General features: G+C 41.0%; 23 protein-coding genes. 6 read left to right on the forward strand and 17 right to left on the reverse strand.

Annotated elements, in window-relative coordinates:
* Nucleotides 1-7 precede the first annotated feature (7 nt).
* Nucleotides 8-1207, forward strand: a complete 1200-nt coding sequence (locus RIC88_RS18080; protein ID WP_350218973.1) for a lipoprotein N-acyltransferase Lnb domain-containing protein — start codon at nucleotides 8-10, stop codon at nucleotides 1205-1207.
* Here the strand turns inward: RIC88_RS18080 and RIC88_RS18085 are convergent.
* From RIC88_RS18085 to RIC88_RS18105, 5 genes are all read right to left on the reverse strand, one after another.
* Nucleotides 1204-1485: a DUF427 domain-containing protein gene (locus tag RIC88_RS18085; RefSeq protein WP_350218974.1), complete on the reverse strand. Its 282-nt coding sequence runs from the start codon at nucleotides 1483-1485 to the stop codon at nucleotides 1204-1206. The two genes, RIC88_RS18080 and RIC88_RS18085, sit on opposite strands and share 4 nt — an antisense overlap.
* A 45-nt stretch (nucleotides 1486-1530) precedes the next feature.
* Complete coding sequence (locus RIC88_RS18090; RefSeq protein WP_350218975.1) at nucleotides 1531-2907, reverse strand: sensor histidine kinase; 1377 nt, start codon at nucleotides 2905-2907, stop codon at nucleotides 1531-1533.
* A gap of 14 nt (nucleotides 2908-2921) precedes the next feature.
* Nucleotides 2922-3722 (reverse strand): hypothetical protein, encoded by an 801-nt coding sequence (locus tag RIC88_RS18095; protein ID WP_350218976.1) that lies wholly within the window; start codon nucleotides 3720-3722, stop codon nucleotides 2922-2924.
* A gap of 88 nt (nucleotides 3723-3810) precedes the next feature.
* Nucleotides 3811-6057: a M1 family metallopeptidase gene (locus RIC88_RS18100; RefSeq protein WP_350218977.1), complete on the reverse strand. Its 2247-nt coding sequence runs from the start codon at nucleotides 6055-6057 to the stop codon at nucleotides 3811-3813.
* A gap of 24 nt (nucleotides 6058-6081) precedes the next feature.
* A complete protein-coding gene (locus tag RIC88_RS18105) occupies nucleotides 6082-6669 on the reverse strand; it encodes a HupE/UreJ family protein (protein ID WP_350218978.1) in 588 nt (195 codons plus the stop codon).
* A gap of 103 nt (nucleotides 6670-6772) precedes the next feature.
* On the opposite strand from RIC88_RS18105, the gene RIC88_RS18110 reads away from it, so the two are divergent.
* A complete protein-coding gene (locus tag RIC88_RS18110) occupies nucleotides 6773-7258 on the forward strand; it encodes a DUF6702 family protein (protein WP_350218979.1) in 486 nt (161 codons plus the stop codon).
* Between the two features lie 264 nt (nucleotides 7259-7522).
* On the opposite strand, the gene RIC88_RS18115 is transcribed toward RIC88_RS18110, so the two are convergent.
* From RIC88_RS18115 to RIC88_RS18125, 3 genes are all read right to left on the reverse strand, one after another.
* Nucleotides 7523-8368 carry a DUF8428 domain-containing protein gene (locus RIC88_RS18115; protein ID WP_350218980.1) on the reverse strand — a complete coding sequence of 282 codons (846 nt, stop codon included), beginning with the start codon at nucleotides 8366-8368 and terminating at the stop codon, nucleotides 7523-7525.
* A gap of 72 nt (nucleotides 8369-8440) precedes the next feature.
* Nucleotides 8441-9802, reverse strand: a complete 1362-nt coding sequence (locus RIC88_RS18120) for a HAMP domain-containing sensor histidine kinase (protein ID WP_350218981.1) — start codon at nucleotides 9800-9802, stop codon at nucleotides 8441-8443.
* Complete coding sequence (locus RIC88_RS18125) at nucleotides 9792-10478, reverse strand: response regulator transcription factor (protein WP_350218982.1); 687 nt, start codon at nucleotides 10476-10478, stop codon at nucleotides 9792-9794. The genes RIC88_RS18120 and RIC88_RS18125 overlap by 11 nt, the downstream gene beginning before the upstream one ends.
* A 113-nt stretch (nucleotides 10479-10591) precedes the next feature.
* Between RIC88_RS18125 and RIC88_RS18130 the strand changes: the two genes are divergently transcribed.
* Both RIC88_RS18130 and RIC88_RS18135 read left to right on the forward strand, forming a co-directional pair.
* Complete coding sequence (locus RIC88_RS18130) at nucleotides 10592-12196, forward strand: L,D-transpeptidase family protein (RefSeq protein ID WP_350218983.1); 1605 nt, start codon at nucleotides 10592-10594, stop codon at nucleotides 12194-12196.
* 6 nt (nucleotides 12197-12202) lie between these two features.
* Nucleotides 12203-13120 carry a hypothetical protein gene (locus RIC88_RS18135; protein ID WP_350218984.1) on the forward strand — a complete coding sequence of 306 codons (918 nt, stop codon included), beginning with the start codon at nucleotides 12203-12205 and terminating at the stop codon, nucleotides 13118-13120.
* Between the two features lie 100 nt (nucleotides 13121-13220).
* Here RIC88_RS18135 and RIC88_RS18140 read toward each other — a convergent pair whose 3' ends face one another.
* The 9 genes from RIC88_RS18140 to RIC88_RS18180 all read right to left on the reverse strand — a co-directional run bounded on the left by RIC88_RS18140 (nucleotide 13221) and on the right by RIC88_RS18180 (nucleotide 22095).
* Nucleotides 13221-13748 (reverse strand): ferritin, encoded by a 528-nt coding sequence (locus RIC88_RS18140; protein WP_350218985.1) that lies wholly within the window; start codon nucleotides 13746-13748, stop codon nucleotides 13221-13223.
* A gap of 45 nt (nucleotides 13749-13793) precedes the next feature.
* Complete coding sequence (locus RIC88_RS18145) at nucleotides 13794-14129, reverse strand: hypothetical protein (protein WP_350218986.1); 336 nt, start codon at nucleotides 14127-14129, stop codon at nucleotides 13794-13796.
* Complete coding sequence (locus RIC88_RS18150) at nucleotides 14110-14295, reverse strand: hypothetical protein (protein WP_350218987.1); 186 nt, start codon at nucleotides 14293-14295, stop codon at nucleotides 14110-14112. Before RIC88_RS18150 ends, RIC88_RS18145 begins: the two co-directional genes overlap by 20 nt.
* A 141-nt stretch (nucleotides 14296-14436) precedes the next feature.
* Complete coding sequence (locus RIC88_RS18155; protein WP_350218988.1) at nucleotides 14437-14889, reverse strand: hypothetical protein; 453 nt, start codon at nucleotides 14887-14889, stop codon at nucleotides 14437-14439.
* On the reverse strand, nucleotides 14886-17366 hold the full coding sequence (locus tag RIC88_RS18160; RefSeq protein WP_350218989.1) for a TonB-dependent receptor domain-containing protein: 2481 nt from the start codon (nucleotides 17364-17366) through the stop codon (nucleotides 14886-14888). The genes RIC88_RS18155 and RIC88_RS18160 overlap by 4 nt, the downstream gene beginning before the upstream one ends.
* Nucleotides 17344-18762 (reverse strand): HTTM domain-containing protein, encoded by a 1419-nt coding sequence (locus RIC88_RS18165; RefSeq protein WP_350218990.1) that lies wholly within the window; start codon nucleotides 18760-18762, stop codon nucleotides 17344-17346. Before RIC88_RS18165 ends, RIC88_RS18160 begins: the two co-directional genes overlap by 23 nt.
* A gap of 65 nt (nucleotides 18763-18827) precedes the next feature.
* Nucleotides 18828-19949: an imelysin family protein gene (locus RIC88_RS18170; protein WP_350218991.1), complete on the reverse strand. Its 1122-nt coding sequence runs from the start codon at nucleotides 19947-19949 to the stop codon at nucleotides 18828-18830.
* A gap of 59 nt (nucleotides 19950-20008) precedes the next feature.
* The gene (locus RIC88_RS18175; RefSeq protein ID WP_350218992.1) at nucleotides 20009-21226 is read right to left on the reverse strand and encodes a DUF4856 domain-containing protein; all 1218 of its coding nucleotides are present in this window, start codon (nucleotides 21224-21226) and stop codon (nucleotides 20009-20011) included.
* Nucleotides 21227-21462: 236 nt separating this feature from the next.
* The gene (locus RIC88_RS18180; protein WP_350218993.1) at nucleotides 21463-22095 is read right to left on the reverse strand and encodes a response regulator transcription factor; all 633 of its coding nucleotides are present in this window, start codon (nucleotides 22093-22095) and stop codon (nucleotides 21463-21465) included.
* Nucleotides 22096-22220: 125 nt separating this feature from the next.
* Between RIC88_RS18180 and fumC the strand changes: the two genes are divergently transcribed.
* On the forward strand, nucleotides 22221-23624 hold the full coding sequence (gene fumC, locus RIC88_RS18185) for a class II fumarate hydratase (RefSeq protein ID WP_350218994.1): 1404 nt from the start codon (nucleotides 22221-22223) through the stop codon (nucleotides 23622-23624).
* 76 nt (nucleotides 23625-23700) lie between these two features.
* Nucleotides 23701-24315 (forward strand): Ezrin/radixin/moesin family protein, encoded by a 615-nt coding sequence (locus tag RIC88_RS18190; protein WP_350218995.1) that lies wholly within the window; start codon nucleotides 23701-23703, stop codon nucleotides 24313-24315.
* The last annotated feature ends 12 nt before the right edge of the window (nucleotides 24316-24327 follow it).

Genomic DNA, 24327 nt, shown 5'->3' on the forward strand with positions numbered 1-24327 from the left:
TTGGATCATGAGATTCGTATTTCTAGGCCTGCTTATTTTCCTTTCCTCAATTTGCCAAGCTCAATTCAAGCTTTCGGATGATGCTGAGATTGCAGTAGTAACATTCGGTCCTTATCAAGGAGAAGTATGGTCAGCTTTTGGACATAATGGCATACGAGTTATTGATCCCAAGTACAATGTTGATTGGTTTTATGATTATGGTTTGTACGACTTTAATCAGGAAAACTTCTTCTTAAACTTTGCCAAAGGGCTTTTAAAATACCGTGTTGGTGTAAGAAAATGGGAACATTCTTTTGCTTATCAAAAAAGCCTGGACAGGTATATAAAAGTCCAATATCTTAACCTGACGCAAGAAGAAAAGCAGAATGTTTTTGATTATTTGCAAAACAATGTAAAGCCTGAAAATGCGGAATATCTGTATAACTATGTATATGATAACTGCGCAACGAAAATCAGAGATGTCATTGACGAACTTTTTCCGGGTCGTGTAGCATTTGACCTTAGCTACAAGGAAGAGGATAAAACCATTCGGGATTTGATGGAAGATTATCTCGATTATCAACCATGGGGCGACTTAGGTATTGATGTGGGACTGGGTATTCAGGTAGATAAAGAAGCGAGCGCTACTGTGTATATGTTTCTTCCTGAATACATTCACAAAGGCTTTGCCGGCGCAACAATTTCCCGCGATAGTGTAATTGTTCCTTTAGTCAAGCAATCAGAAATTGCTTTTATGCCAGAGGATCAAAACCATACGAACAGGTTCTTTACCCCCTTCAATACTTTTGTGATTGTTTTCTTTGTCGTTGGGTTAATTACTCACCGAAATCTTAAATCAGGAAAGCGGACCAAGTGGGTTGATGTTCTCTTATTTTCAATTGTTGGTTTTGCAGGTTGGTGGGTTGTTTTTCTTTGGTTTGGAACCGAGCATTTATCGCAAGTGAACCTCAATATTTTGTGGGCTATTCCTTTTCACCTGCCTTTGATCTTTTTTGTAAGCAAAGAGAAGTATCGAAACTTCTTTAAGAAGTATTTTAAAGTACTGGCCTATTGGTATTGCTTGCTGCTTCTAGTTTGGGCTATCCTGCCACAACCGCTACATCAATCATTAGTGCCTTTGGTGCTGACAATGGTACTCAGGAGCTTTTACATCAGCTATGATTTGAGAAGGCCGAAAGTAGAGCAACCTGCGAATGACAAGGGTTAACCTTCTACCTTAACACCATTCCAGAAAGCCACATAGTTTTCTATGTTTTTAGCTAGCTCGCTAGCCTGTGGATAATACCAGGCAGCATCTTTGTTTTCTTCACCGTTCACTTCCAAAGTATAGTAGCTCGCCTGCCCCTTCCATGGGCAGTGTGTATGGGTATCGGTCTCTTTGAAAAACTCCTTTTTGATAGCAGATGGTGGGAAATAGTGATTTCCTTCCACAACTACGGTATCATCACTTTCGGCGACTACTTTACCATTCCATATTGCTTTCATACGATTGTCTTTTTACAATAATGGACTTTTAGGATGAAAGGTTTCTTACAAATTAGGTAAATGAATATCGAATGTCGTACCTATTCCTTTTTCAGAGCGAACTCCTATGTTTCCTTTCAGATGATCCACCGCATCTTTTACAAGATACAGACCTAACCCCGTTCCTTTTGACGATTGACTGGCTCGATAAAACATATCAAATATTTTAGGGAGATGTCGTTCATCAATTCCGGAACCATTATCAGAAATGGAGAATTCAAACCCGTTATCATTTCCAATTATTTGGACTGTAACCCTCGGGTCATCACCTTCCAGGTTATGATATTTGATCGAATTGGACAGGATATTCGTGAGGATGGTATGTAATCTGGCAGGATCCGTTCGAATAACAGAATTGCCCTCGCTTACGACTTCAAGCTCAGGGTTTTTTTCATTAGGATCAATCAAATGATCAAACTCCTTTTTGATCTCATCTTCCAGATTTAATTCTGCAACACTGAGATCTGTTTTTTGCCCCTTTCTGAGTGTAAGGATATCTCTTATCACATTGTCAACCTGACCTATCCTACTTTCAATTGCATCGTGATACTCATCTATTTTCTTTTGATCGTCTGTCAGCTTAATCATGGAAATTATACCTGATATAGTAGTCAATGGAGCTCTGAGGTCGTGAGAAGATCGGTATAGAAAAGTGTCAAGTTCGATGTTGGCCTTCTTGAGATTATGTTGTTCTATTTCCAAAACACTGATGATCATACCAAGCCCCATCAGGGATTGCAAAAAAAGTTCAAATGCCCCCATGAAAAAAGGCAGTTCTGCACCATATGGGATATTGTTTATTTCACAAAATGTGACAATAAAATAATTGAGCTGCATCATTCCATATAGGATAAATGAAAAGATGATGAAGCGGATTCCAATACCCGCTTTGCTAATTTTCTTGAGCATAAGCGCACAGGCAACAAAGACTCCTCCAGCCAGCAAGGATTTAATGCCCACCCGATAAAAAATGCGATAGTCTCCAGCATTTGGATCGTCATAATGCCTCATAACCAATAATATGCATATTGGTACAGCCAACGATAAGAAGATTCTCATGTGATTTTTGTTGACCCTGGTTGTTTGGCTAATTTCTTTGGTACCTGCATATAGCCAGGCTATTTGAAGGAAACTGGCATATAAAGTGGTGACCGAGACCAGAAGTCTGATTGGGTGCGTTAATGGAAGTAAAAATGCATTCGCAAGGGCAGCACACGAACCAATCATGGTTATGAGAAGGGCTAGCCAACTCATGGACCAATAGCGATAAAATTCGTTCTGGTATTGGCGATAAAACTTGCGCAAAATCAGCATAATCACCAGAGCCATTAAGCCCTGGATGGCATACTGAACTATGACAATCAAAACCGGCTGGGGAAGCATTTGTTTAAGGTATCTTAGTTTAACTGAAGTTGTTCAAACGTCCCTTCCGGTACCTCTTCTAACACTTCGATATTGGAGAGGTGATTTTTTCCCCTATTTCCAGAGAGCAAAATTTCTCCATATTTTTTATAATCTGTCCATGGGGTTATGAAACCAGGCTCCAGGGATGTAGAATCCGGATAATAAGCCCACTGCTTCACCAATTTTGAATCGGCATCTATCCAAACTTCATACACATTTTGTGGGGTAACCCCTACACCTTCAAATGCCAGGCTAACTACATCGGACAATTCCCCTGTTTTCGTGGTGTCTTCCCTTAAGTATTTTAATGTCACACCTGAATCTTTAAGTTTGAAAGGCATTACCAACCAATACGCATCATTCACCCACATCTCGTATCCCCTTTGCAAATAGATGTCCAATGAATCTGCAACTTCTTCACCAGCTTTCATGGCTTTTCCTTCTTTCGAGTTGATATTCATCAGGATGGTCAGGTCGTCCTTGGGAACTTCTATGCGCACATCTCCGGTCCATTTATCCCAGATATGATTTCTTCTTCCAAAGAAATTCCATTTGATGTATCGGGTGTTATCCCACGCTTTCCTCCCGCCCATCGCTTGCATGGTCTTATCTGCTAATAGTGTAGCTAGCAAGTCTGAACCCTCTTGGTCAAATCCTTCAGCAGGGGGGTTGTTGTACTCTACGAATTCGCCACCCGCTACTGCAGTAGAATCAGTACTTTCCGAAGAGGATGAGCCTGTAGAGCAAGAGGATAAAATGAAAATCCCTATAACGATTGATAACTGGTATTTCATGGTTGATTGAATGTTTTTCTAAATATATGAAATAAAAAAAGGAGACCGCCATGGTCTCCCTTTAGTTTAGGTTGGTTATGAGTGTTTTCTAGTCTTGTCCATCTTTAAACTGCTCAAACCGATCACCTTCATTTGATCTCGGATACACATTGTTATCCGTATATGCATCGGCAGTCATTTGATCAGGGTCAATCACAATCTTAGCCACTTCTTTGCTTTTCATAAAAACTTTTGTGACTTCTTTTTCATCGATCTTCCAGATTTCTGCCGGGATTTTTTCTAATTCTACAGTTCCGTCTACATAGGTCCATTGGATGATAACAGGTGTTACAAGGCCTCCCATATTCTTTAAAGTCAGCTCATAAAAATTCTTACCTTCGGCAGATTTTTTGATTTTGTCCTGATTCACCGACTCACGGTATTCACCAGTGTCTCCATTCCACTCCTGGAATACAAAGGGCTGTGGGTCTCTTCCAAAATCCTTTTTACCATCTTCTTTCCCATCAATGCCTTGTCCTGCACCTTTTATATTTCTGGTTTCCAAACTATTTTCTTCTGTTTGCATTTGAAACCACCTTACATTCGCAAGATTTATGTCTACATAGTCTGTACCATAGAACCATCCTCTCCAGAACCAATCTAAATCGATAGCAGAAGCATCTTCCATTGTTCGGAATAGATCTGCTGGTGTTGGGTGCTTAAATGCCCACCGTTGAGCATATGTTTTAAACGCTTTATCAAAAAGCTCGGGACCCATTACTGTTGTTCTTAGGAGATTTAAGGCTGTAGCGGGTTTTGCATAGGCATTGCTTCCAAACTGCCTGATCTGCTCGGAGTTTGTCATTATTGGCCTAACTAAACCATTTTCACCTCGCATGTAATCCACGATCTTGTGAGCTGGACCTCTTCGCGATGGATATTCATAGTCCAGGTAATTATCTGCAAACTCCTGCTCTGTCAGGTATTGAACAAATGTATTTAACCCTTCGTCCATCCAGGTCCACTGACGCTCATCGGAGTTGATGATCATTGGGAAAAAGTTATGCCCCACTTCATGAATAATCACAGAGATCATTCCATGTTTTGTACGGTCTGAGTATGTGCCATCAGGATTTGGACGTCCATAATTAAAGCAGATCATCGGATACTCCATGCCTTGCTCAGCAGTGTGTACTGAGATGGCCACCGGATAGGGATAATCGATGGTGAATTTAGAATAGGTTTTTAGTGTCTGGGCAACAGCAACTGTTGACCACTCTTCCCAAAGTGGATTTCCTTCTTTTGGATAGTAAGACATAGCCAATGGTTCATTGCCATTGCCAAGTTTTACCGCCATTGCATCCCAGATGAATTTTCTGGATGCACAGAAGGCATAGTCCCTTACATTTTCGGCTTTGAACCTCCATGTTTTGGTTCCGGAAGCTTTGGTCTTTTCATTCTTCTCTGCTTCTTTCTCCGTTACAATGATTACAGGCTTGTTATAGCTTTTCTTTGCTTGCTCAAACCGTTCCAACTGCTCTGTAGTAAGCACTTCTTTTGCGTTTTGCAAGGTGCCGGTTGCTCCGACGATAAAATCAGAAGGAACGGTTAGATCAACTTCATAATCGCCAAATGTTAGAGCGAATTCACCTCTACCTAGGAATTGCTTATTTTGCCACCCTTCATTGTCGATATACACGGCCATTCGAGGGAAAAATTGCGCAATGGTGTAGAGGTAGTTATCTTCTTCCTCAAAGTATTCCAACCCTGATCTTCCACCATCTTTCATCGTGTTGTTGATATTGTACATCCAGTCTATACTGAAAGTCATATTTTCACCTGATTTCAAAGGTTGAGCCAGATCAATACGCATCATGGTTTTGTTGATGATGTAGCTCATATCTTTGCCACCACTTTTCACGGATTTGATTTTGAATCCACCATCATAATCGGCATCTCCAGTCAGTCTAAATACAGCCAGGGCACTAAGTGAATCTTTCATATTGCTCTGACTGATCAGGGGGGAGTCAGAGTCATTCGCTCGCACATTTTGATCCAGCTGCACCCATAGGTATTCAAGGTTATCCGGGGAGTTGTTGTAGTAGGTAATTGTTTCGCTTCCGGTAATCGTCTGGTTGTTATCATCCAAGACGACTTTCATTTTATAGTCAGCTTTTTGCTGCCAATATTGATGGCCGGGAGCGCCGGAAGCAGTTCGATATACATTGGGTGTCGGTAGCATGGTGCCCAGCTGCTCAAACTTCTGCTCCCACTCTGTGTCTTTTTGTTTTCGATCTTGTGACATTGCCACTGTACTGACCAAAAACGCTACAATTAGTAGAATGCTATTCTTCATAGTTACGCTTAGTTAATAATTTTTCTAGTTCAAGTAATTTGTATCTAACATGAGCATTAGTGCAATTCCGCCTACTGCCGAGGAGATAATCATTTTCCAATCCTTGCGGCTTACGCCTCCAATTCCAACGAAAATGAAGCTAATGACCATGAATAATCCAACAACTATTATTTGACCTACTTCTAATCCTACATTAAAGGCAAAAAGCTGAAGGATAATTGTTTTGTTTGTTCCAAGAAGCGCTCTGAGATAATTGGAAAAACCAAGCCCGTGAATCAAACCGAAAAAGCCGGCATACCCGTAGTTCCGCCAGATTTTTCCTTCTGCGATTCTATCCTCTTTAGTGAAGAGGTTTGAAATGGCGGTAATCAAAATGGTAACCGGGATCAAAAACTCAATCAGTTCTGCATTGATCTTTATGATTCTCATGGTGGCAAGTGCAAGCGTGATACTATGACCTATGGTAAATGCTGTTACCAGTATCAGCACCTTTTTCCAGTCAGTAGACTGGTATAGCGCACAAAGAACAACTACAAAAAGGATATGGTCATAGCCCTTGACATCCAAAATATGGTCAAAGCCTAGTCCGTAATACAAGCCAAACTCACTCATGGGGTAGCGAATATAAATCATGGATCTGATCTCATGATTTGTTCAGCAAAGGTTTTGATGAGTGGTATTGATTGTAGGTATGCCATTTGCGTAGATTTGATGCATGATTACACTAGCACTCATCCTTTTTCAGTCGTATTTACACCCGTTTCACGTGAGTGTATCAGACATCAAATACAAGGAAGACCAGAAAGTGATTCAAATAAGTACACGTATTTTTCTGGATGATTTGGAGCTGGCCTTGCGAGCCTATACAGGAAATGGGAACCTTGATATAGTCGCCGAAGAAAGTTGGGATTTTGTGAATGAAAACCTGGAACGTTACCTACTCGACCGGATGAAGCTGTGGGATGAAAAAGAAAGAGCGTATGAGCTTAACTACATTGGGGCGGAAATTGAAGAGGATGTAATGTGGTGCTACATCGAGATTGAAAAAGTGAAGAAACTAAAGCAGGTAAAAGTCAGGAATAGCATCCTGCATGAAGTTTGGGGAGATCAGGAAAATCTGGTGCACTTTCGGGCCTTTGATGATGTGCATAGTGCGAGGTTGTTTGAAGGGAAGGATACGGAGGTGTTTGAATGGGAATGATTACTGAGGCTAAATCAGACCCTTATTGGGAGGCATTTGTAAATTCTGAACCATACCGGAATTAGAAAGAATATAAACCTGATTTAGACAATTGATAAAATACTTGTCGGTATTCAATTGATAGTAACTTCTTAATTTTAGATATTATCTTATCAATTTTGTATTTTCTACAATAATCGACATAAGTGTGGGATTTTGTGGGTAAAACAAAAAAGGCCAGGTAATAACCCCGGCCTATGCACCCCTAAATCATAGCTGATATAGCTATTTACCTAACCTGATTTGGGCAGATCCTACTTCATCATTGTCATGATACACTAAGATGGAGTAGATACCTTCTTTGAGTTTTTGTTCCGGCTGGAATTTTAACTCAATCCTTTTCTTACTCTTCAAAAGCATGCTTTTATCGGTAGACGCATAGTAAACCGGAGTTTCCGTCACGTTTACTGCCACTTTACCAGTAAGTTCCCTACCTGTTTGCTCTTTAACCACGAGTCGATAGTTAGAGTCCGAACCATAAGAAAGAGCATCAAAACTTACAGCCAACCTGCCCATTTTCTTAGCTCTAACTGTTAGTTTATCATTCTTTTTCTTCATCGGATCCATCCGATAGTTTTCAGTAGATAAAACATTATCTACGAATCGGTCATTTTCCGAATTATTCAGGCTAGCTATTAACTGGTTTGCCTTACTTAATTCACCAGATAATCGATCGTTCTCACTTGAAAGCTCAGCTATTCTTGCATTCAACTCTTGATTAAGCTTTTTGATGCTCTCAGATTCATTTTTGTAAACTGCAGTAGGCGTGTTTTTAGACATCTTCGCTAAAGCTTTTTCCTTCTCAGCTAATTTCGCTCTCATCTTTGCAAGATCCTTATCGAGGTTCTGATTTTTCCCCTGGTATGATGCCAATTGGGCTTTGAAGCTATTTATTTCTTTTTCCAATTTCATCTTTTCAGAAAGGGCCTTTTCAGACTTTAACTTCTCCCGATTCAACTGCCCTGATAAATCTTTACTCAACGAGATTTTCTCAAAAGCCACAAACATTGCAATGAGCAACAAAGCAGTAGAAACTATAGCTACTACTTTTGATTTACTTTCTGTTTTCATTTTCCGTTTCATTTAATGATGTAGTAAACGGACGTCCTATTAAAGCCTTCTTAAAATGAGATTAAAATCAAATTAAATTTTTCTCAGAAAAGTAAGCCTCATTCGAGTTCCGGGGTTTTCGTTCGTTACGTCTATCTGCGCATTGTGGAGGAGTATGATTTGCTTTACCAAAGCCAGTCCGATACCATATCCCATAAATTGAGACGATCTGCTGCCCCTGAAAAACGGATCAAAGATTTTGTCCTTTTCAGCCGGTTCAATGCCTATTCCCCTATCAATAATATCGATCGTAAGTTTGTTGGTGCCAATACCCAAAATTACTATTACCTTTTCCCCATTGGAATATTTGCATGCGTTTTCGATTATGTTGCTGATTGCAAGTACCAACATTTCCTCATTGCCATTCACAATAAAGTCATCCTCCGTTTCAGGGGTATTCTGGTACGTAATCTCAATGGGAGAATTCCGATCTTTTCTAACCTGATCCATTGCCATAAAGAGCACTTCATCAATACGAACCGTTTCAAGTTTTAATTCAGCTTCTGACGTAGAAAGCTGAAATAACCTCAATAATCCATTGGTTAGTTTTTTTAGCTTCAGCAGTTCTTCATTTACGGATTCAAGTACTTCCATGTACTCGTCTTTCGATCGTTCTTGCATCAATACAATCTCAATTTGCCCAAGGATGGTTGTGAGAGGCGTTCTAAGTTCGTGCGAGGCATAAGAAACGAATCCTTTCTGGGTTGTAAAAGCGTTTTCCAGCCGGTTGAGCATCCGATTAAAAGTGAGTGCCAGATAGGCCAACTCATCTTTCCCATTACCTTCATCCAGGCGACTGTTTAAGCTTCTTTCTGTTATGAGATTAACCTCTTCAATAATTTCATTGATCGGTTTAAACGCTTTGGAAATAAAGATCATTCCCGACATTACTACAATGATGAGGGAGATGGGAAATACGATCAAGAGCACAGTTCTTAAATATGAAAGCTTGCCTAGCCCATACCTATCGTATGCAGATGCAATGACAACAAAACGATCATATTCACTTATATATAGCGCTCCTACAAATTCTTTCGATTTTTCAGAAAATTCGATCTTCTCTTCCAATCTTACCCGATCTATCAATTGATGGTTTATACTATCATTGACAATGGATGGGTTGGAATAAACCAATTGATTGAGATAATCATAAACTACCACTTGCTCATCAGGTAGGGAGGCAGTGTTTTCGTCAATGATCCGGAGAAGCTGTTCATCAATTTCCTCTACATCCACCAGAAGCTTAGCGGTATTGATCGCTTTTTCATACAAACGATCATAAAATTGTTCTTTTCTAAAGTTGGCAGATAGCACATAAATGAGCAGAAATGCGAACAAATTGATCCCCGTAAGAATTAAAGTGAAAATGATCACCAGTCTGGTCTTAATCTTCATCCGGTTCCCTCAGTATATAACCCATCCCAATGACCGTATGAATTAGTTTAACCGATGCATCCTTATCAATCTTCTTTCGAAGGAAATTAACGTACACATCAATCACATTGGTACCCGTGTCAAAGTCCAGGTCCCACACTTTTTCCGCTATATCCGAACGTGAAATTACTTTACCCTTGTTTTGGATGAAGTATTCAAGAAGACCGTATTCCTTTGCCGTTAAATCTATTCTTCTATTCGCTCTCTTGGCCACTTTAGTGTCAAGGTTAAGCTCCAAATCCGCCACGGTAAGCAGCTTCTTATGTGTCGCCCCATCAGCCCTTTTCATTAGCACATTAAGTCTGGCCAGTAACTCACGAAATTCAAAAGGTTTTAGCAGATAATCATCAGCCCCCGATTCAAAGCCACTGATTTTATCTTCAATCGTACCCATTGCCGTAAGCATCAAAATGGGGGTATTACTATTCACTTCACGGATTTTTTTTGCTACTTCATAGCCGTTAATTCCCGGAAGATTTACATCTAAAATGATGGCGTTGTAAGATGTTGCCCTGGCCATTCTGCTTCCTATCGTACCATCGAAGGCCAATTCTACCTCAAACTGATTTTCTAAAAGACCTTGCTCTATAAGCCTGGCGACTTTCGCTTCATCTTCTACGATGAGGATTTTTTTCATCGATTTGCTAACATGATGAGCTTCAACGGAAAATGTTTGTGCATGTTGCTCAAAGAAGGTATAATGAAGTAAATAAATACCAATTCCATAGGAGGATGCTTACCTTTAAAGATATGAATCCATCTAAATTATTTATTATCCCTCTTTTACTGATTTTGTCAAGTTTATCCCCGGTAGATCAAGACGAATTGATCCGACAAAAAGTTGAAATGCTCACCGCCGGAATACCAGTGACGGTTGGTGATGATCCGATCTATTGCGGAACTGTTTTACCAAAATTTTACCAGGAGCGACAGTTCAAAAAAGCTTGGAGTGATAAAGAAGCAAAGGAATTGATCCAGACGATTTCAAATGCCAGTGAAGAAGGATTAAATCCGGGTGACTATCACCTGAAAATGCTACTGGAACTACAGGAAAAAGAAATGGACCAAATCATGAAGGCTGAGTTTGACCTATTGCTAACGGATGCCTTTTTACTGTACGCTTCTCATTTTCTCAATGGCAAAATAAACCCTGAAACAGTTGATAGTGAATGGCAGGCTATTCGACGGGAAGGTGATGCTAAACTGGTACTAGAAGAAGCTTTAGATAAAGGGAAGGTCAGAGAAGTGCTAAAGGACTTAGCTCCAAATCACATTGGATATAAAGGCCTGCGAAATGCCTTGAAAGAGTACCGCGCTATTGCTGACAAGAGAGGCTGGGAAATGATCCCGGCTGGTGAAACTTTAAAACCGGGAATGGTTGATAGTGTGAGAGTCCCTCTATTGATTGATCGCCTGAAAATTTCTTTAGATCTAAAGCAAACAGTTTCCGATCGTTATATCTATTCGGAGCAAGTAGCAGTAGCTGTTAAAAATTATCAGATCAGAAATGGACTGGAAACCGATGGGAACCTTGGTAAACTCACCACTTCATCATTGAACGTTCCAGTTGAAGAACGCATAAATCAAATAATTATAAATATGGAACGCTATCGCTGGGCGGCTGAAGAAATGGGTAGCCACTATGTGATAGTGAACATTGCAGACTATCAAATGCAGGTGTTCAGGGATAAGAAAAAGACCTTTGAAGAAAAGGTAATCGTTGGTAAGCCCTTTCGAAAAACCCCCGTATTTAGTAGCAAGATGTCATACATGGTATTGAACCCTACATGGACGATACCACCTACCATTCTTTTCAATGACATACTGCCTGAAACCAAAAAAGATCCGGGATATTTAGTAAATAAAAACATTCGGGTTTTAAGCGGGCAGGGTAGCAGCACGACGATCATTGATCCTTATACGATTGACTGGTCTTCTCTTTCAAAAGCTAACTTTCCGTACACGCTTCGTCAGGATTCAGGGCCCACCAACGCCCTCGGTGCAGTGAAGTTTATGTTTCCAAACAAGTACAACGTCTATATTCATGATACTCCAAGCCGCGAGTTGTTTAATAAAACTGATCGGGCATTTAGTTCCGGATGTATCCGATTGAACAACCCACTTCAATTTGCGAGCTATCTCATGCATGGACGGTCGGATTGGACATTTGAAAAAATTCAACAAATAGTAAAGGACGGAAAAGAGCAATCGGTCATGCTCAAAGAACCTCTAATGGTACATATTATGTATTTAACCTCATGGGTCAGCGAGGGTAAGGTACAATTTAGAAGTGACCTTTACGAAAGAGATCGTCATATCCTGAAAGCATTGGGAGATCCGCCTCCTACTATTTAAAAACCGATGAAAAAATATTTTCTCCTTGTATTCATTTTTTGTGCTATCCAGCAACTAAGTGCTTACTCTGACGAACGTGCTGGGTTTACTATTACAGTGAATGGAGAACTAAATCCCTACCGCATATTTTCTACTTTCATTATGCCGGGAGCAGAGGTCATAGTTAGTAGTACAGAAGCCATCACATTAAAAAGCAGCGAGGTTTCGATTAAATCAACCTCCTTTAATACCCGATGGAGAGCTACAGCTCCGAGCAAACCCGGGGCATATTCCATGGATGTAACCAATCAAGCGGGAAAGCTGATTAAAGTCAATGTGCTTGTGCTCACTCCACTATCTAAAATGAGTGGGGAATCTTTGAATGGGTATCGGATAGGGCAATATCCGGAACAACCTCTCAGAGGTAATCCGATTTACAATGCACCAAAAGGTTTATTTGAAGTCACGACTGAAAATCAAAACCTCATGCTTACTCCTCACTTTTCGGTTCGCCAATTTTTGTGCAAACAGGCAGGCGGTTATCCCAAATATATGATCGTTAGGGAGCGATTGCTTTTAAAATTGGAGTTCATGCTGGAGCGTGTAAACGAAAAAGGATATGCTATTGAAACGTTTGGGTTTATCAGTGGGTATCGCACACCATTTTATAATAAGTCCATCAAAAATGTTCAGTACAGTCGTCACGTATATGGCGGAGCTGCTGATATTTTCATTGATCAAAACAAAGACGGCAGTATGGATGACCTGAATAAGGATGGTAAAATTGATGAACAGGACGTTCGAATCTTTTATGATATCGTAGACAATGAGTACACAAAAGATCGCTATTCAGCCTTCGTTGGTGGGTTAGGCTTTTATCGCAAAAACAGTAATCACAATGGATTTATCCACGTGGATGTGAGGGGGAGTAAGGCAAGGTGGTAACAAAAAAAGCTTCCTGAGTAGGAAGCTTTACGTATCTCCATAATGTCTCCTTCGACAAGCCTGCCTACCGCAGGCAGGCTCAGGATGACATTTGTTTTTCTTACCCCTCGTCGTACTTGATCTCAAGGATACGCTCCTCGAACATTCCAAGAGCGATTTTATCCTCACCAAGCACATCAAATAATTCGAGTGCGCGTCTGGCTACATACTCTTCTTCAATCTGCTCCTGCACGAACCATCGCATGAATTCTTCCGTAGCAATGTCGTTGTATTTTCTGCATTCACCCACGATCTCATGAATCGCGTCAGAAACTGCGATCTCGTGCTCCAATGCTTTTTCGAAAACCTCTCTCAAAGATCCAAAGACATGCTGGCTTTCACCAACCGTTGGAGAAACAGCATCGCATTCCATGTCGCACAGGTAATGAAACAATTTCATTTGATGCTTCCGCTCTTCATCCGATTGCTGGAAGAAGAAGTCAGCGCTATTGTCATACCCTCTCACATCACACCATGCAGCCATTGCCAGATAAGCTGCGGATGAGTGTGCTTCCATTTTTATTTGTCTGTTTAGCACATCAACGATCTCGTCTTTCAATACGTGATGTCTTCTTAAGATATCTTTCATCTGAATTGTCTGTTTTCGGTTTTTGACTTCCTTTAATACAACTGATCAAAAGTTGAATACGTTCTTTCGTAGAATCCTTTGAACAGCACTATTAAGTGCTAAGGTATCGAACGTTCCGTTTAGAAGCTCTCTAAATTCCAGTATCTCACGGAGGGAAAGAAGCAAAAAACGATCACAGTGAGGAAGGTGCACAATCTCTACATCAGGAGCAGAGCTTTCCAGCAATTCCATGATATCAAAACCCATGATGCTCTTGCGGAACGCATATAAATCACACAGCTTAAATGCGATCTCTTCCTGATCGTACATCAGCAAAAACGAGTCTGTAAGCTCGCATTGGGTGATTGAGGCGCTTTTCGTTTTATAAATCTCTTCCTGCATTCTGGCACATTGCGTGTAATGTTGGACATGACTTGCAGTATTTCCCTTTCTTTTTCATGTACTTAAAACAGCACTCAGCTTTTAGCTTTTTACCCTTCTTTTTATTCTTTTGAAGGTGCTCTTCATAGAGTTTGGAAACCGGAAGCTGTAAAGGGATACTACTCATTCAATTAATCCTTATTTAGAATCTATCTAAATACAACGCAAACGTAAATCCAGTTCACCAATGTTCCAAGCTTATTTAGAATTATTCTAAAGACGACATCACGAGATAAGCATTGCAGAGCATTTTTTACTAAAAAAACTCTTAGTCCATTGAAAAATCCTGATTCCAAATCGAGGAATCATTGGGTGTGGTGATTTTGATGAAATTGTGCTTTGTGGTATTGTGGCACAGATTGCAGGAGCTGATCATTAGCTTGTAATTGTCTAAAAAGAGCACTTCGTCCTTTTGTCGAATGGCCTCCTCTACTTTGTTAATTTTTGGCAGCAACATTTGCGCTGTGAGATTACTAAGATTGTAGTCATCATGAATAACATCTCCCTCAATTAAATGCTCTGTCACCTCCTCCAGTTCATGGGTATAAAAGTCCGCCAATTCCCAGTTCTTATTAGTGCCTGCCAGCCAAAGCTTTTGTGAGAAGCGCTGATAATATCCCATGGTTTCGAGGACAGGGTAGTCTTCAACTTCCTTTTTCTCCTTTTTTTGAGAGCAGGAAAACAGAAATGCTGTCAGAAACAAGAGGTTTGCATATTTCATAACTTCAATTGCAGGGTTAAGTAATAATTTCTTGGCTCTGAGGGGATGATCCCCGGACCGGGATAGCCAGTCGCTCTTCGAGTAAAATACTTCTCATCCAATAAATTGTTTACTCCGGTTTCGATCTTGAAGCGATTAATGACATAGGAAAATGATAAGTCCATGATGCTGTAGGCCGGAATTTCTCCAATCAGCCCATTCCGATTGTTGTTCTCATCAGGAATTGGAGAGTTTTCTACATCCGTGTATTGTTCGGACAGATAGGTAAACTGAAAACTACCTAACAAATTCCTGTAGCCAAATCTTAAACCTGTTTTCATATTGACCTGAGGAATGAATTCTACTTTCTTACCAGCCACATTGTTGTCATCGGAATTTAAATATTCTGATTCTGTTAAAGCAGCATTCACAAACCAGTTCAATTTATATGTGTCTGTCGGAAGTTTAATCGTTTTAGCCAGGTTTACGTCAGCAAAAAATTCAAGACCTATAATGAGCGCATCTCCAATATTTCCCCGAACTCTTTTAGCCCGATCATCAAAAATAACCCCTATCCGATTTTTGTATAGCATGCTAAAGAGACCTACATCATAGGAAATTAATTCCTGCCATTTTCCACGAACACCCATATCAAATGTGTAGCCCTCCTCATCACTGATATTAGGGTCAATGGAAAAAGTTGGGTTCGTGATTCGGATATCGGAAAATGTCACGGATCGATAGTTCTCAGACACGTTTGCGTACAATTCAAAATTATCAGAAGGTGAGTAGCTAAGTCCTATTCCCAGTAATACAAAAGATCGTTCAAATGTGCGATTATCCGTACTATCTCCTAAAGGTGTCACATTACGAGCCAGATCAATATCCTCTACGTTGTAAGTTCCCCTGCTGGCCGTTCTAATGAACTCATATCGAAAACCTGGTGTGATTGAAAGACGGTCGTTGATGAAGAGTATATTTTCTCCGAAAATGGCCAGATTTCTATTCGGAAACTCAAAATCTGACTGATTTATATAATCGGGATTTACGCTGGTTGCAAAATCGAAATCAGCACCTGTGCCTCTGCTTCCCGGCCCCTGTCGACTCGTGTTATTGGCGTGATAATACTTGGAACCTAAAAGCAAAACCGCATCTTTTCTTCCAATTGCATAGCGGGTGAGGAAGCGCGCTTCTGCACCCCAATTTTGAAATTGCCCTTTGATCAAATCCCTGGAATACACATAGCTTCCATCGGACTCTTGTTCATCGTCCTGAGTGATGGGGTTGGCATTGAGTTCGCGTGGATCGCCTCTGAATCCAACCGCATTTCGCTCGGCATCCAGACCAAATAAAGTGAAGCTCAAATCGGTTCTTGTGGACAGTTTGTGTTCAAGCTTTAGCGCGTAAAGCTTCCAGTTTACTTCAAACCAATTCCGGGATCGGTTGCTGACCGTAAAGGCAGAATCTGATTGAAACCACGGATCGGTCAGCCCTCCAGGCTGCTGAGCCAGGTAATTCAGTGAGGTGAATTCCAACGTGGCAGATGTACGCTCCGAAAACGCATAGCCAAAGCTTCCAAAATAATTTTTAGAATCGAATCCTGCGTTGGGCCTGAATCCATCCCCGGATTTATAATTGAAATAGGTGTAATAAGAGAAATTACCCATAGTACCGCTCAGTGAGTTGAACGAATTGAACAATCCGAATGAACCTGCCGATTGCCGTGTTACCAACTCAATTGGCTTATCCGCTGGTTGCTTCATTTTGAAGTTGATCAGGCCACCAAATTGGGTTCCATACTGTAAGGATGCAGCCCCTCTTACCACTTGAATTTCACTAAGTGCTTCTGCCGGTGGAGTATAGTAGCTCTCTGGATATCCCAGCACATCGGCGCTGATGTCGTACCCATTTTGTCGGGTATTGAAATTGGACGTTCGGTTGGGGTCCAGTCCCCGCCCCCCAACATTCAGTTGCAATCCTGCATCGATGCTTTCATAGATGTTAAGCCCAACTACCTGTGAATAAATTTGCCGGGCGTTGTTAGTGGCTGCATTTCCTACCATCTGATCCAGCAGCACAACTTCTGATTTCTTTCCTGCATAAATGGCCGTTCCTTCTACAGGCTGAAGTCGATTCAATGCAAAAATTTCTTCCCGCTTTCGGCTGATCACTACCTCCGAAAGTTTTTGCTGAAAGACTTCCATTGGAATGGTGATTTCACGATCTCCATCCAGGACTATTTCACTTTCCAGCGTTTGATATTCCAGAGACATCACTACTATCTGATGATTCCCCGGCTCCAGGTTATGTATCTCAAAATATCCTGATCTGCTGGTATTGGTCAGCTGGCTGGAATTACGATCATAAACCTCCGCCTTGCTAATTGGATTTCCGCTTTCCGCATCAACGATGGTTCCGGATAAAGTGAACTGAGCCATCAGAGGGCCTGCCATTAAAGTCCATACAAATGCCAGCTTAAATCCCTTTAATCTCATCATTGAATGGAAGTATCCAGTTTTTGTGTTTGAAAGATTCTTTTTGGTTTGCCAAATCAACCGAAGGGTCGATGTATGGTTGGCTCCTGCGTCCATTTAATGCGACATAACTTTCCACATAGACCTCCACTTCCTTTCCCTGCGCAGCAAAATGATCGCGAAGATAGTGTGCATATTCCAGGATAAAATCCGGTTGAAATGACATTTGTTTCTCCTGAAAAGAGGTCAAAAAGTCATTGTTGTCAATGTAAAAAGTTTCATTGTTTGTCCGATCCACTATTTTGAAATTGGCATAACCTGCCTTTTCCATCAGCATCACCCGCCAGGAAAAGCGATAGCCTTCCTCAGTCCAGAATAACTCTCCCGGATATATCAGGTATCGCCAGGGAAGGAGAAGCTGGATGGTGAAGAAAATAGCGAGGATGGTCAGTTTCCATTTGGGGGTATTTGGTGTCTTATTCTTTGATGTCATCTTGAGAGAAGCGAAAGATCTATCCTCATCTTTAGAGCTCACTCCTTTTGAAAGAAGATTTCTCTTCGCCAACTGGCTGATCAAAATGACATTAAGAAATTTATTCATCCAATTTAAAATCCGCTCATGCATCCTCGCATCAAAAAAGATGAGTGCGCTTACGATCATGATGTATGGGAACATGCCGATTGGGAACAGTACTCGGGTGAGGACATGAAAGACAACCACCAAAACAAATGCAAGGAGTCTCGATCTTTTCCAAAGCAATAAGAAAGGAATGGTTAGATCATAGAGAGCTCCTCCCCAGCTAAATGCATAAATGACCCATTCCTGATGGAGTAAGTCTCCGAGGACCGGAATGTCGTACCGTCCGGGCAACCATATCTTCAACGGCATGGCTCGAAACAGCCAGTCCGAATTCAATTTGGCTAAGCCAGCATAGAAGTACACAATTCCTAACAGGAGTTTGATGCTATCGATACTCCATTTCGGAACTGATTCTGATGCTCCCTCTTTTTTAGCATCCCATGAAAAGTGTCGTTCAGCAGGCAAAAAGATCATCAGGAAGCTAAGCACACTTACAAAATAATAGTGATTGAGGTATGTAGTTTTATCCATCAGCTCAATGTAGGTAAAGCTGAGGAAGAACATCACAATGGCTATTCGATAGCGAAAGCCAACCGCAACCGCCAATGCAGACATACCACATAAGATGAACAGTACATAAGTGAAATCACCCAGTGGCTTCACCCACTCAAAACCGTAATAGGAAAAGAAGAAGGTCGGTTCTATGTATAGTTTTTCAATCCAACCATTCGCCCAAAACCGAATGATACTGATGACCATCATCAAGCCAAAGAAAATACGAAAGACTGCCAGTGGGGCAGCCTTTGTTGTTTGGTTTATATATGTTTGAATTGATGTCATTTGTTAGGGCCAATTGCCGGACTTGTTCCGGCATCTTCCGAATATCTCACAATAATGTAGGTGAGTTAATCACCATCGGCATCCACATAATCAACCCGAATGTTGAGTGCTTGAAGCATGTCCACCTTCATGTTAATGACATTCTTTTGGAGCTCATCGTATGCTTCTAGCATTAGCATATTGTCATTTTCAATCTGTAAAGAAAAATCAGCATCAAGTGCTTCAGCCTTGGTTTTTGCCAAATCAAATTGTGCATTAATCAATTCTCCAATATTCTCTCCTTCACTTACGCCCTGTGCAAAATCCAGATATGATTTTAGCCCCTCACCTTCTACTGCAAGGTTAGAATCCGGTGACTTTCCATTAAAAAATGCATTCATTGCATCCAATCCGGCCATGAAGAGCTCTTTTGATGTTCCACTGTAATAACCTTCCACTTTTTCAGGAGCAACAGTTCCGGTGAAAACGCCAGCCGGAATTCCGATTTTACCTGCTCTTAGATGCTTCTCGTAATAGAAGATGTAATCGTTTACCAGCTTGTTTACTGAAGAGGTTGCTTCTGAACCACTATTGTTAACAAAGGTGTCTCTATAGCCATTCTTCCAGTCATCCAATACTAATTGGGCAAGTGTCTCTAGACGATTCGTTAGATCCAGCAAAAAGATCTTAAATGGATGGTTTGCCATTTCCTGAGCATACAAATCCACTATGGCCTGATCAGTTTCACGAACTCCATAAATCAAATACTCAATTGCCGGGAAGCCCTGCTCATCCTGCTTGCTGATGTATGTCAGGTCATATTCTCCTGATTCAATGGTCTTAATTAGGTCCCCAGTGTTAGTCGGATAAATATTGGTGAAATTGATCAACGTGATAGCTTCCGCTTTTCCAATCTCAAACATTGCCACCTTTTGCCAGGCAAGGTTTGCATCAAGCCATGCACCTCTTAAAGAAGTCAAATTTTCAAGTGTCGGAGTAGTGGTGAAGATTTCAGCCTTTGCATTCAGCTCTCCTAAAGCAGAAACATACGATTCATAACCCGGGACAATGATATGATCTGCCCAGCTTTCCAACATGGCCTGGCGATCAAAATTGTCAGTTGCCGGCCCGTTTTCATCTTCGGAGCATCCGATTAGTATCAAGCCTGCAAGGGCAATCAAGCCAAAAATCACATATGTTTTCTTCATTCTTCCCAATTTTCTAAAACACTTAAAGGGAGTCTTTCAACTCCCTTATCATTCTTTTTTTAGCTCCCAGCTTCCTCCACAGTGAAGGAAAATTTAGCAGCAATGTCGTTTGAAATATCATCGAGTGTGGTTGTTGACACGTCCCAGAATCCATTTCCTGTCATCAAATCGTCCATCATTGCATTTACTTCCGCATTTGTGAAGTAAGGCGATTCGCTATTTGGCTGACGAGTAAACTGAAGACCGTATACAAACCCAAGACCTTCTGACAGACTATGAAAAACAGAAGCGTAATCCACCGTTTCCTGTTCCAGCCCAGCTTTTCCTTGCTGCAGGTAGTAAACCGCCCGAACAGCAACCACAGTTGATATTTTTTCTCGGATTATTTCAGCCTGGGCATCTCTTACCTCATAATCACCTGCAACAATTGCCGCTCGACCAAGCTTGAAGGCATTGTAGATTTCGTCAGCAATCCCAGCAAAATCTGCGTCTCCTTCAACTCTTCCAATGTATTTGTACAGGAAACTGTCATTCTCACCCAATGTTGCATTTGGATCTGCCTCGTTAGATGCTTTTGCATAAGCATAGCCATAGGCCTCATCCCACTTGTGCTCCATGTTGGTGTAAGATTTTCCTTCAGACAAGACTCCAGCATTATTATCAGGAACATTGTTACCTGCATCAAGTACCGAAGTACTCACATAATTGTTGACAATCTGATCGACGAACAATGCGCCAATCAATCCTTTAGCAAATGCCTGATTTAGCTCCAGGCCTTTACCATTTACGTAACGAACAGAGCTTCCACCTGCTTGTTGGATTTGACCAGCTACTCCCGCTTCTGCATCAACTTCCCAATTAGGAAATACCTCAGCAACTTGCTCAGCAATCCATCTGTCAAAATCAGCTTTAATCTTTGCTGAAAGTGGTGTGTTAGCTGAAAAGAAATCAGCAGATGCGGCGGTTTTGCTACGGACACTTTTATCAGAGGCATTTAGATCAGTATCTAAAAAATCATTCGCACCTTCTTCATGCGCAAACATTGCATCGATTGTAGCTTCTGAAAGTGTGGGGTCTCCAAGTGCCGAAGCAATCTCTTCCGCCATAAGGGTACGGGTGGTCTGACCACCGAAAGAGACGGTAGATTCCCCATCCCTGGTAAATGTGTAAGTGGCTGGCACATCGATAACGATTCTCGGATCGTCATCGCTTCCGCAACTAGTTGAGAATATTGTTATCCCGAGTAAAAGGGTAAAAATTTTAGTTTGTTTGATCATAATTATAAGCGTTGCAAAAATAAATTGTGTTGTCCTGTTTAGAATGATTCTAAACAATGCAAAATTGAGTTTGAGGCATATTTCTCGCAATCGCTATCGATGGGGAAATTTTATGTCACTAGTAGTAGTGAGTTGGCTAGCTATAGGTAGTGATTGTATCACTAGTGCTGGCTAACGATCTCGGCTATAGAACCTTAGTAAGCCGTTGATAGTTAAAAGTTGCTATCCCGAAATAATTAGTTTTTTACAATACCCGATTCTAAGGCATACACAATCAGTTCCGCCGGTGAATTCATATTCAGCTTGCGTAGAATATTCTTACGATGTGAGTTAATGGTATGAACGCTTAAATGCAGCTCTTCGGCAATTTGCGCAGTGGTTTTACCACGAGTAATGAGTTCAAGTACTTCGTACTCTCTTGGGGTAAGGTTTGTTGGCTCACAGTCCTCTACTTTTTCCGGGTTATCCACTACCAAATCCAAGATATTATTGCAGAAGAATCTATTGCCCTGGGCCACTGCCCTTAAGCCATTAATGATCTCCTCTTCGCTGCAATTTTTGGTAAGAATTCCCTTGATTCCCATGGTTAAAAGCTGCTGAATGGAATCCTTTGTTTGACTGTTGGAAATAACCAGGAAGCTACAGGCAGTATTTTCCTTGAGTTTCCTCAGCTTTGGTATCAGTTCCCGATCCTTGTCTGATATATCGATGACAATCAGGTTTGGCTTGAGTAATGTTGCCGCATCAATCAACTGATCCGGCGAATCAATCATTTTGACCAATTCAAATCCCGGCATTGCCTTGATAAGCGAAGTAATGCCCTGACGAGTCAAATACTGAAAATCTGCTAGGAGAACCGAAGTTGCCAATATTTCTTATTTAGAATAATTCTAAACAAAAGTATGTCAGGAAATTTGATTGCACAAAAAACACCACGCTATGAAATTCAAAAGCGATCTCACATGTTAGATTTGTACCAACAAAATTTTGAAACATGGAATACCGAATAGAACATGATACAATGGGCGAGGTGAAAGTACCTGCCGATAAATACTGGGGTGCTCAGACTCAACGATCCAGAGATAACTTTAAAATTGGTGGAGAAAAAAATCAAATGCCGATGGAGATCATCCATGCGTTTGCCATTTTGAAAAAATCTGCTGCGGAGACAAACATGGATTTGGGAGTTCTTACTAAGGAAAAAGCAGAGCTTATCGGGAAAGTATGTGACGAAATTTTGGACGGAAAGCTGGATGATCAATTTCCACTGGTTGTGTGGCAAACCGGATCAGGTACACAATCCAATATGAACTCAAATGAGGTAATCGCCAATCGGGCACACGTGCTAAATGGTGGGTCACTCTCGGACGACAAAAAGGTTATTCACCCAAATGATGATGTGAACAAAAGCCAAAGCTCGAATGATACTTTTCCTACTGCGATGCACATTGCGAGCTACAAGATGGTAGTGGAAAATACCATTCCAAAAGTGAAGAAGCTTCGTGATACGCTTCACAAAAAATCAGAAGCAAACATGGATGTGGTGAAAATCGGTCGCACGCATTTCATGGATGCAACGCCCTTGAGCTTAGGTCAGGAATTTTCCGGCTATGTTTCCCAACTGGACCATGGGCTAAAAGCACTTAACAATACACTCGATCACCTTTCCGAATTAGCCCTTGGTGGAACTGCGGTTGGAACCGGCTTGAACACCCCAGAGGGCTATGCTGAATTGGTAGCAGAGAAAATTGCTAAATATTCCGGAATGCCCATGCGAACTGCCGAAAATAAGTTTGAGGCACTTGCTGCTCATGATGCTATCGTGGAAACGCATGGGGCATTAAAACAACTGGCAGTTGCTCTAATGAAAATCGCCAATGATATCCGAATGTTATGCTCTGGTCCAAGAAGTGGAATTGGTGAAATCATCATCCCTGAAAATGAGCCGGGCTCATCTATCATGCCAGGAAAAGTAAATCCTACCCAATGTGAGGCGCTCACTATGGTATGTGCTCAGGTGCTTGGAAATGATGTTGCCATTGCTGCCGGAGGTATGACCGGACATTTTGAATTGAATGTTTTCAAACCGATGATGGTCTTCAATTTGCTCAATTCCGCCCGGTTGATAGGAGATGCATGTGAATCTTTCAATGATAATTGCGCAATTGGAATTGAGCCAAATCATGCAGTTATTCAGGAAAAATTGGAGAATTCCCTGATGTTGGTTACTGCTTTGAATACTCACATTGGATATGAAAATGCTGCTAAAATTGCCAAAAAGGCACATAAAGAAGGAACGACCCTTCGGAAGGCAGCCATTGAGCTGGGACTTGTTACGGATCAACAATTCACGGAATGGGTTAAGCCTGAAGATATGATTGGGTCGCTAAAAAGTTGATTCATTATCCATTATCAAGAGATTTTTGTACTTTAGTAACATTAATGATTGCAGAAAAAACCAATTTCACAGGAAGATGAAAAAATCAATATCACTTATCGCGCTGGCACTCTGCTGTGTATTTGCGTTTGAGGCTAACGCCCAAATGGACAAAAAAGAGAAAAAAGAGTGGAAGAAAAGGATTAAGAAATTAGAACCAGAGCAGTACAAGCAGCTACTGGATGAAAATAAGTCACTCAAGGGTCAGGTAACAAGCCTGAAAACTGAACTTGGAAACATTGATGACAGATTAGCTGAAAAAGATGAGCAAATCCTTACCTACCAATCTCAAATTGGAGATTTAAGAGAAGAGCTATCCAGACTTCAGAGCAAGCAGCCTGCAGATAATGTGGCATCAAAAAATACGGGCGGAAGCATTGATGAAAGTAAAGGAGTTGTTTTTAAAGTTCAACTTGGTGCTTTTAATCAAAAGGATTTGAAGAAATATGATAATTCCCCAAACTTCAGTGCCGAAGATGCTGACGGACTTCAGAAATATACCATTGGTGTATTTAGAGATTATTGGGAAGCAGACACTTTCAAAAAGTATCTAAGAGAAATGGGCGTGAAAGATGCATGGGTAGTTTCTTACAAAGATGGAGTTAGAGTACCAATTAAAGAGGTTCTGGAAGGCGTTACTAAGAAGTCATAATAGAAATTAAAG

It is taken from the genome of Ekhidna sp., from assembly GCF_040220215.1.
Lineage (GTDB): Bacteria > Bacteroidota > Bacteroidia > Cytophagales > Cyclobacteriaceae > Ekhidna.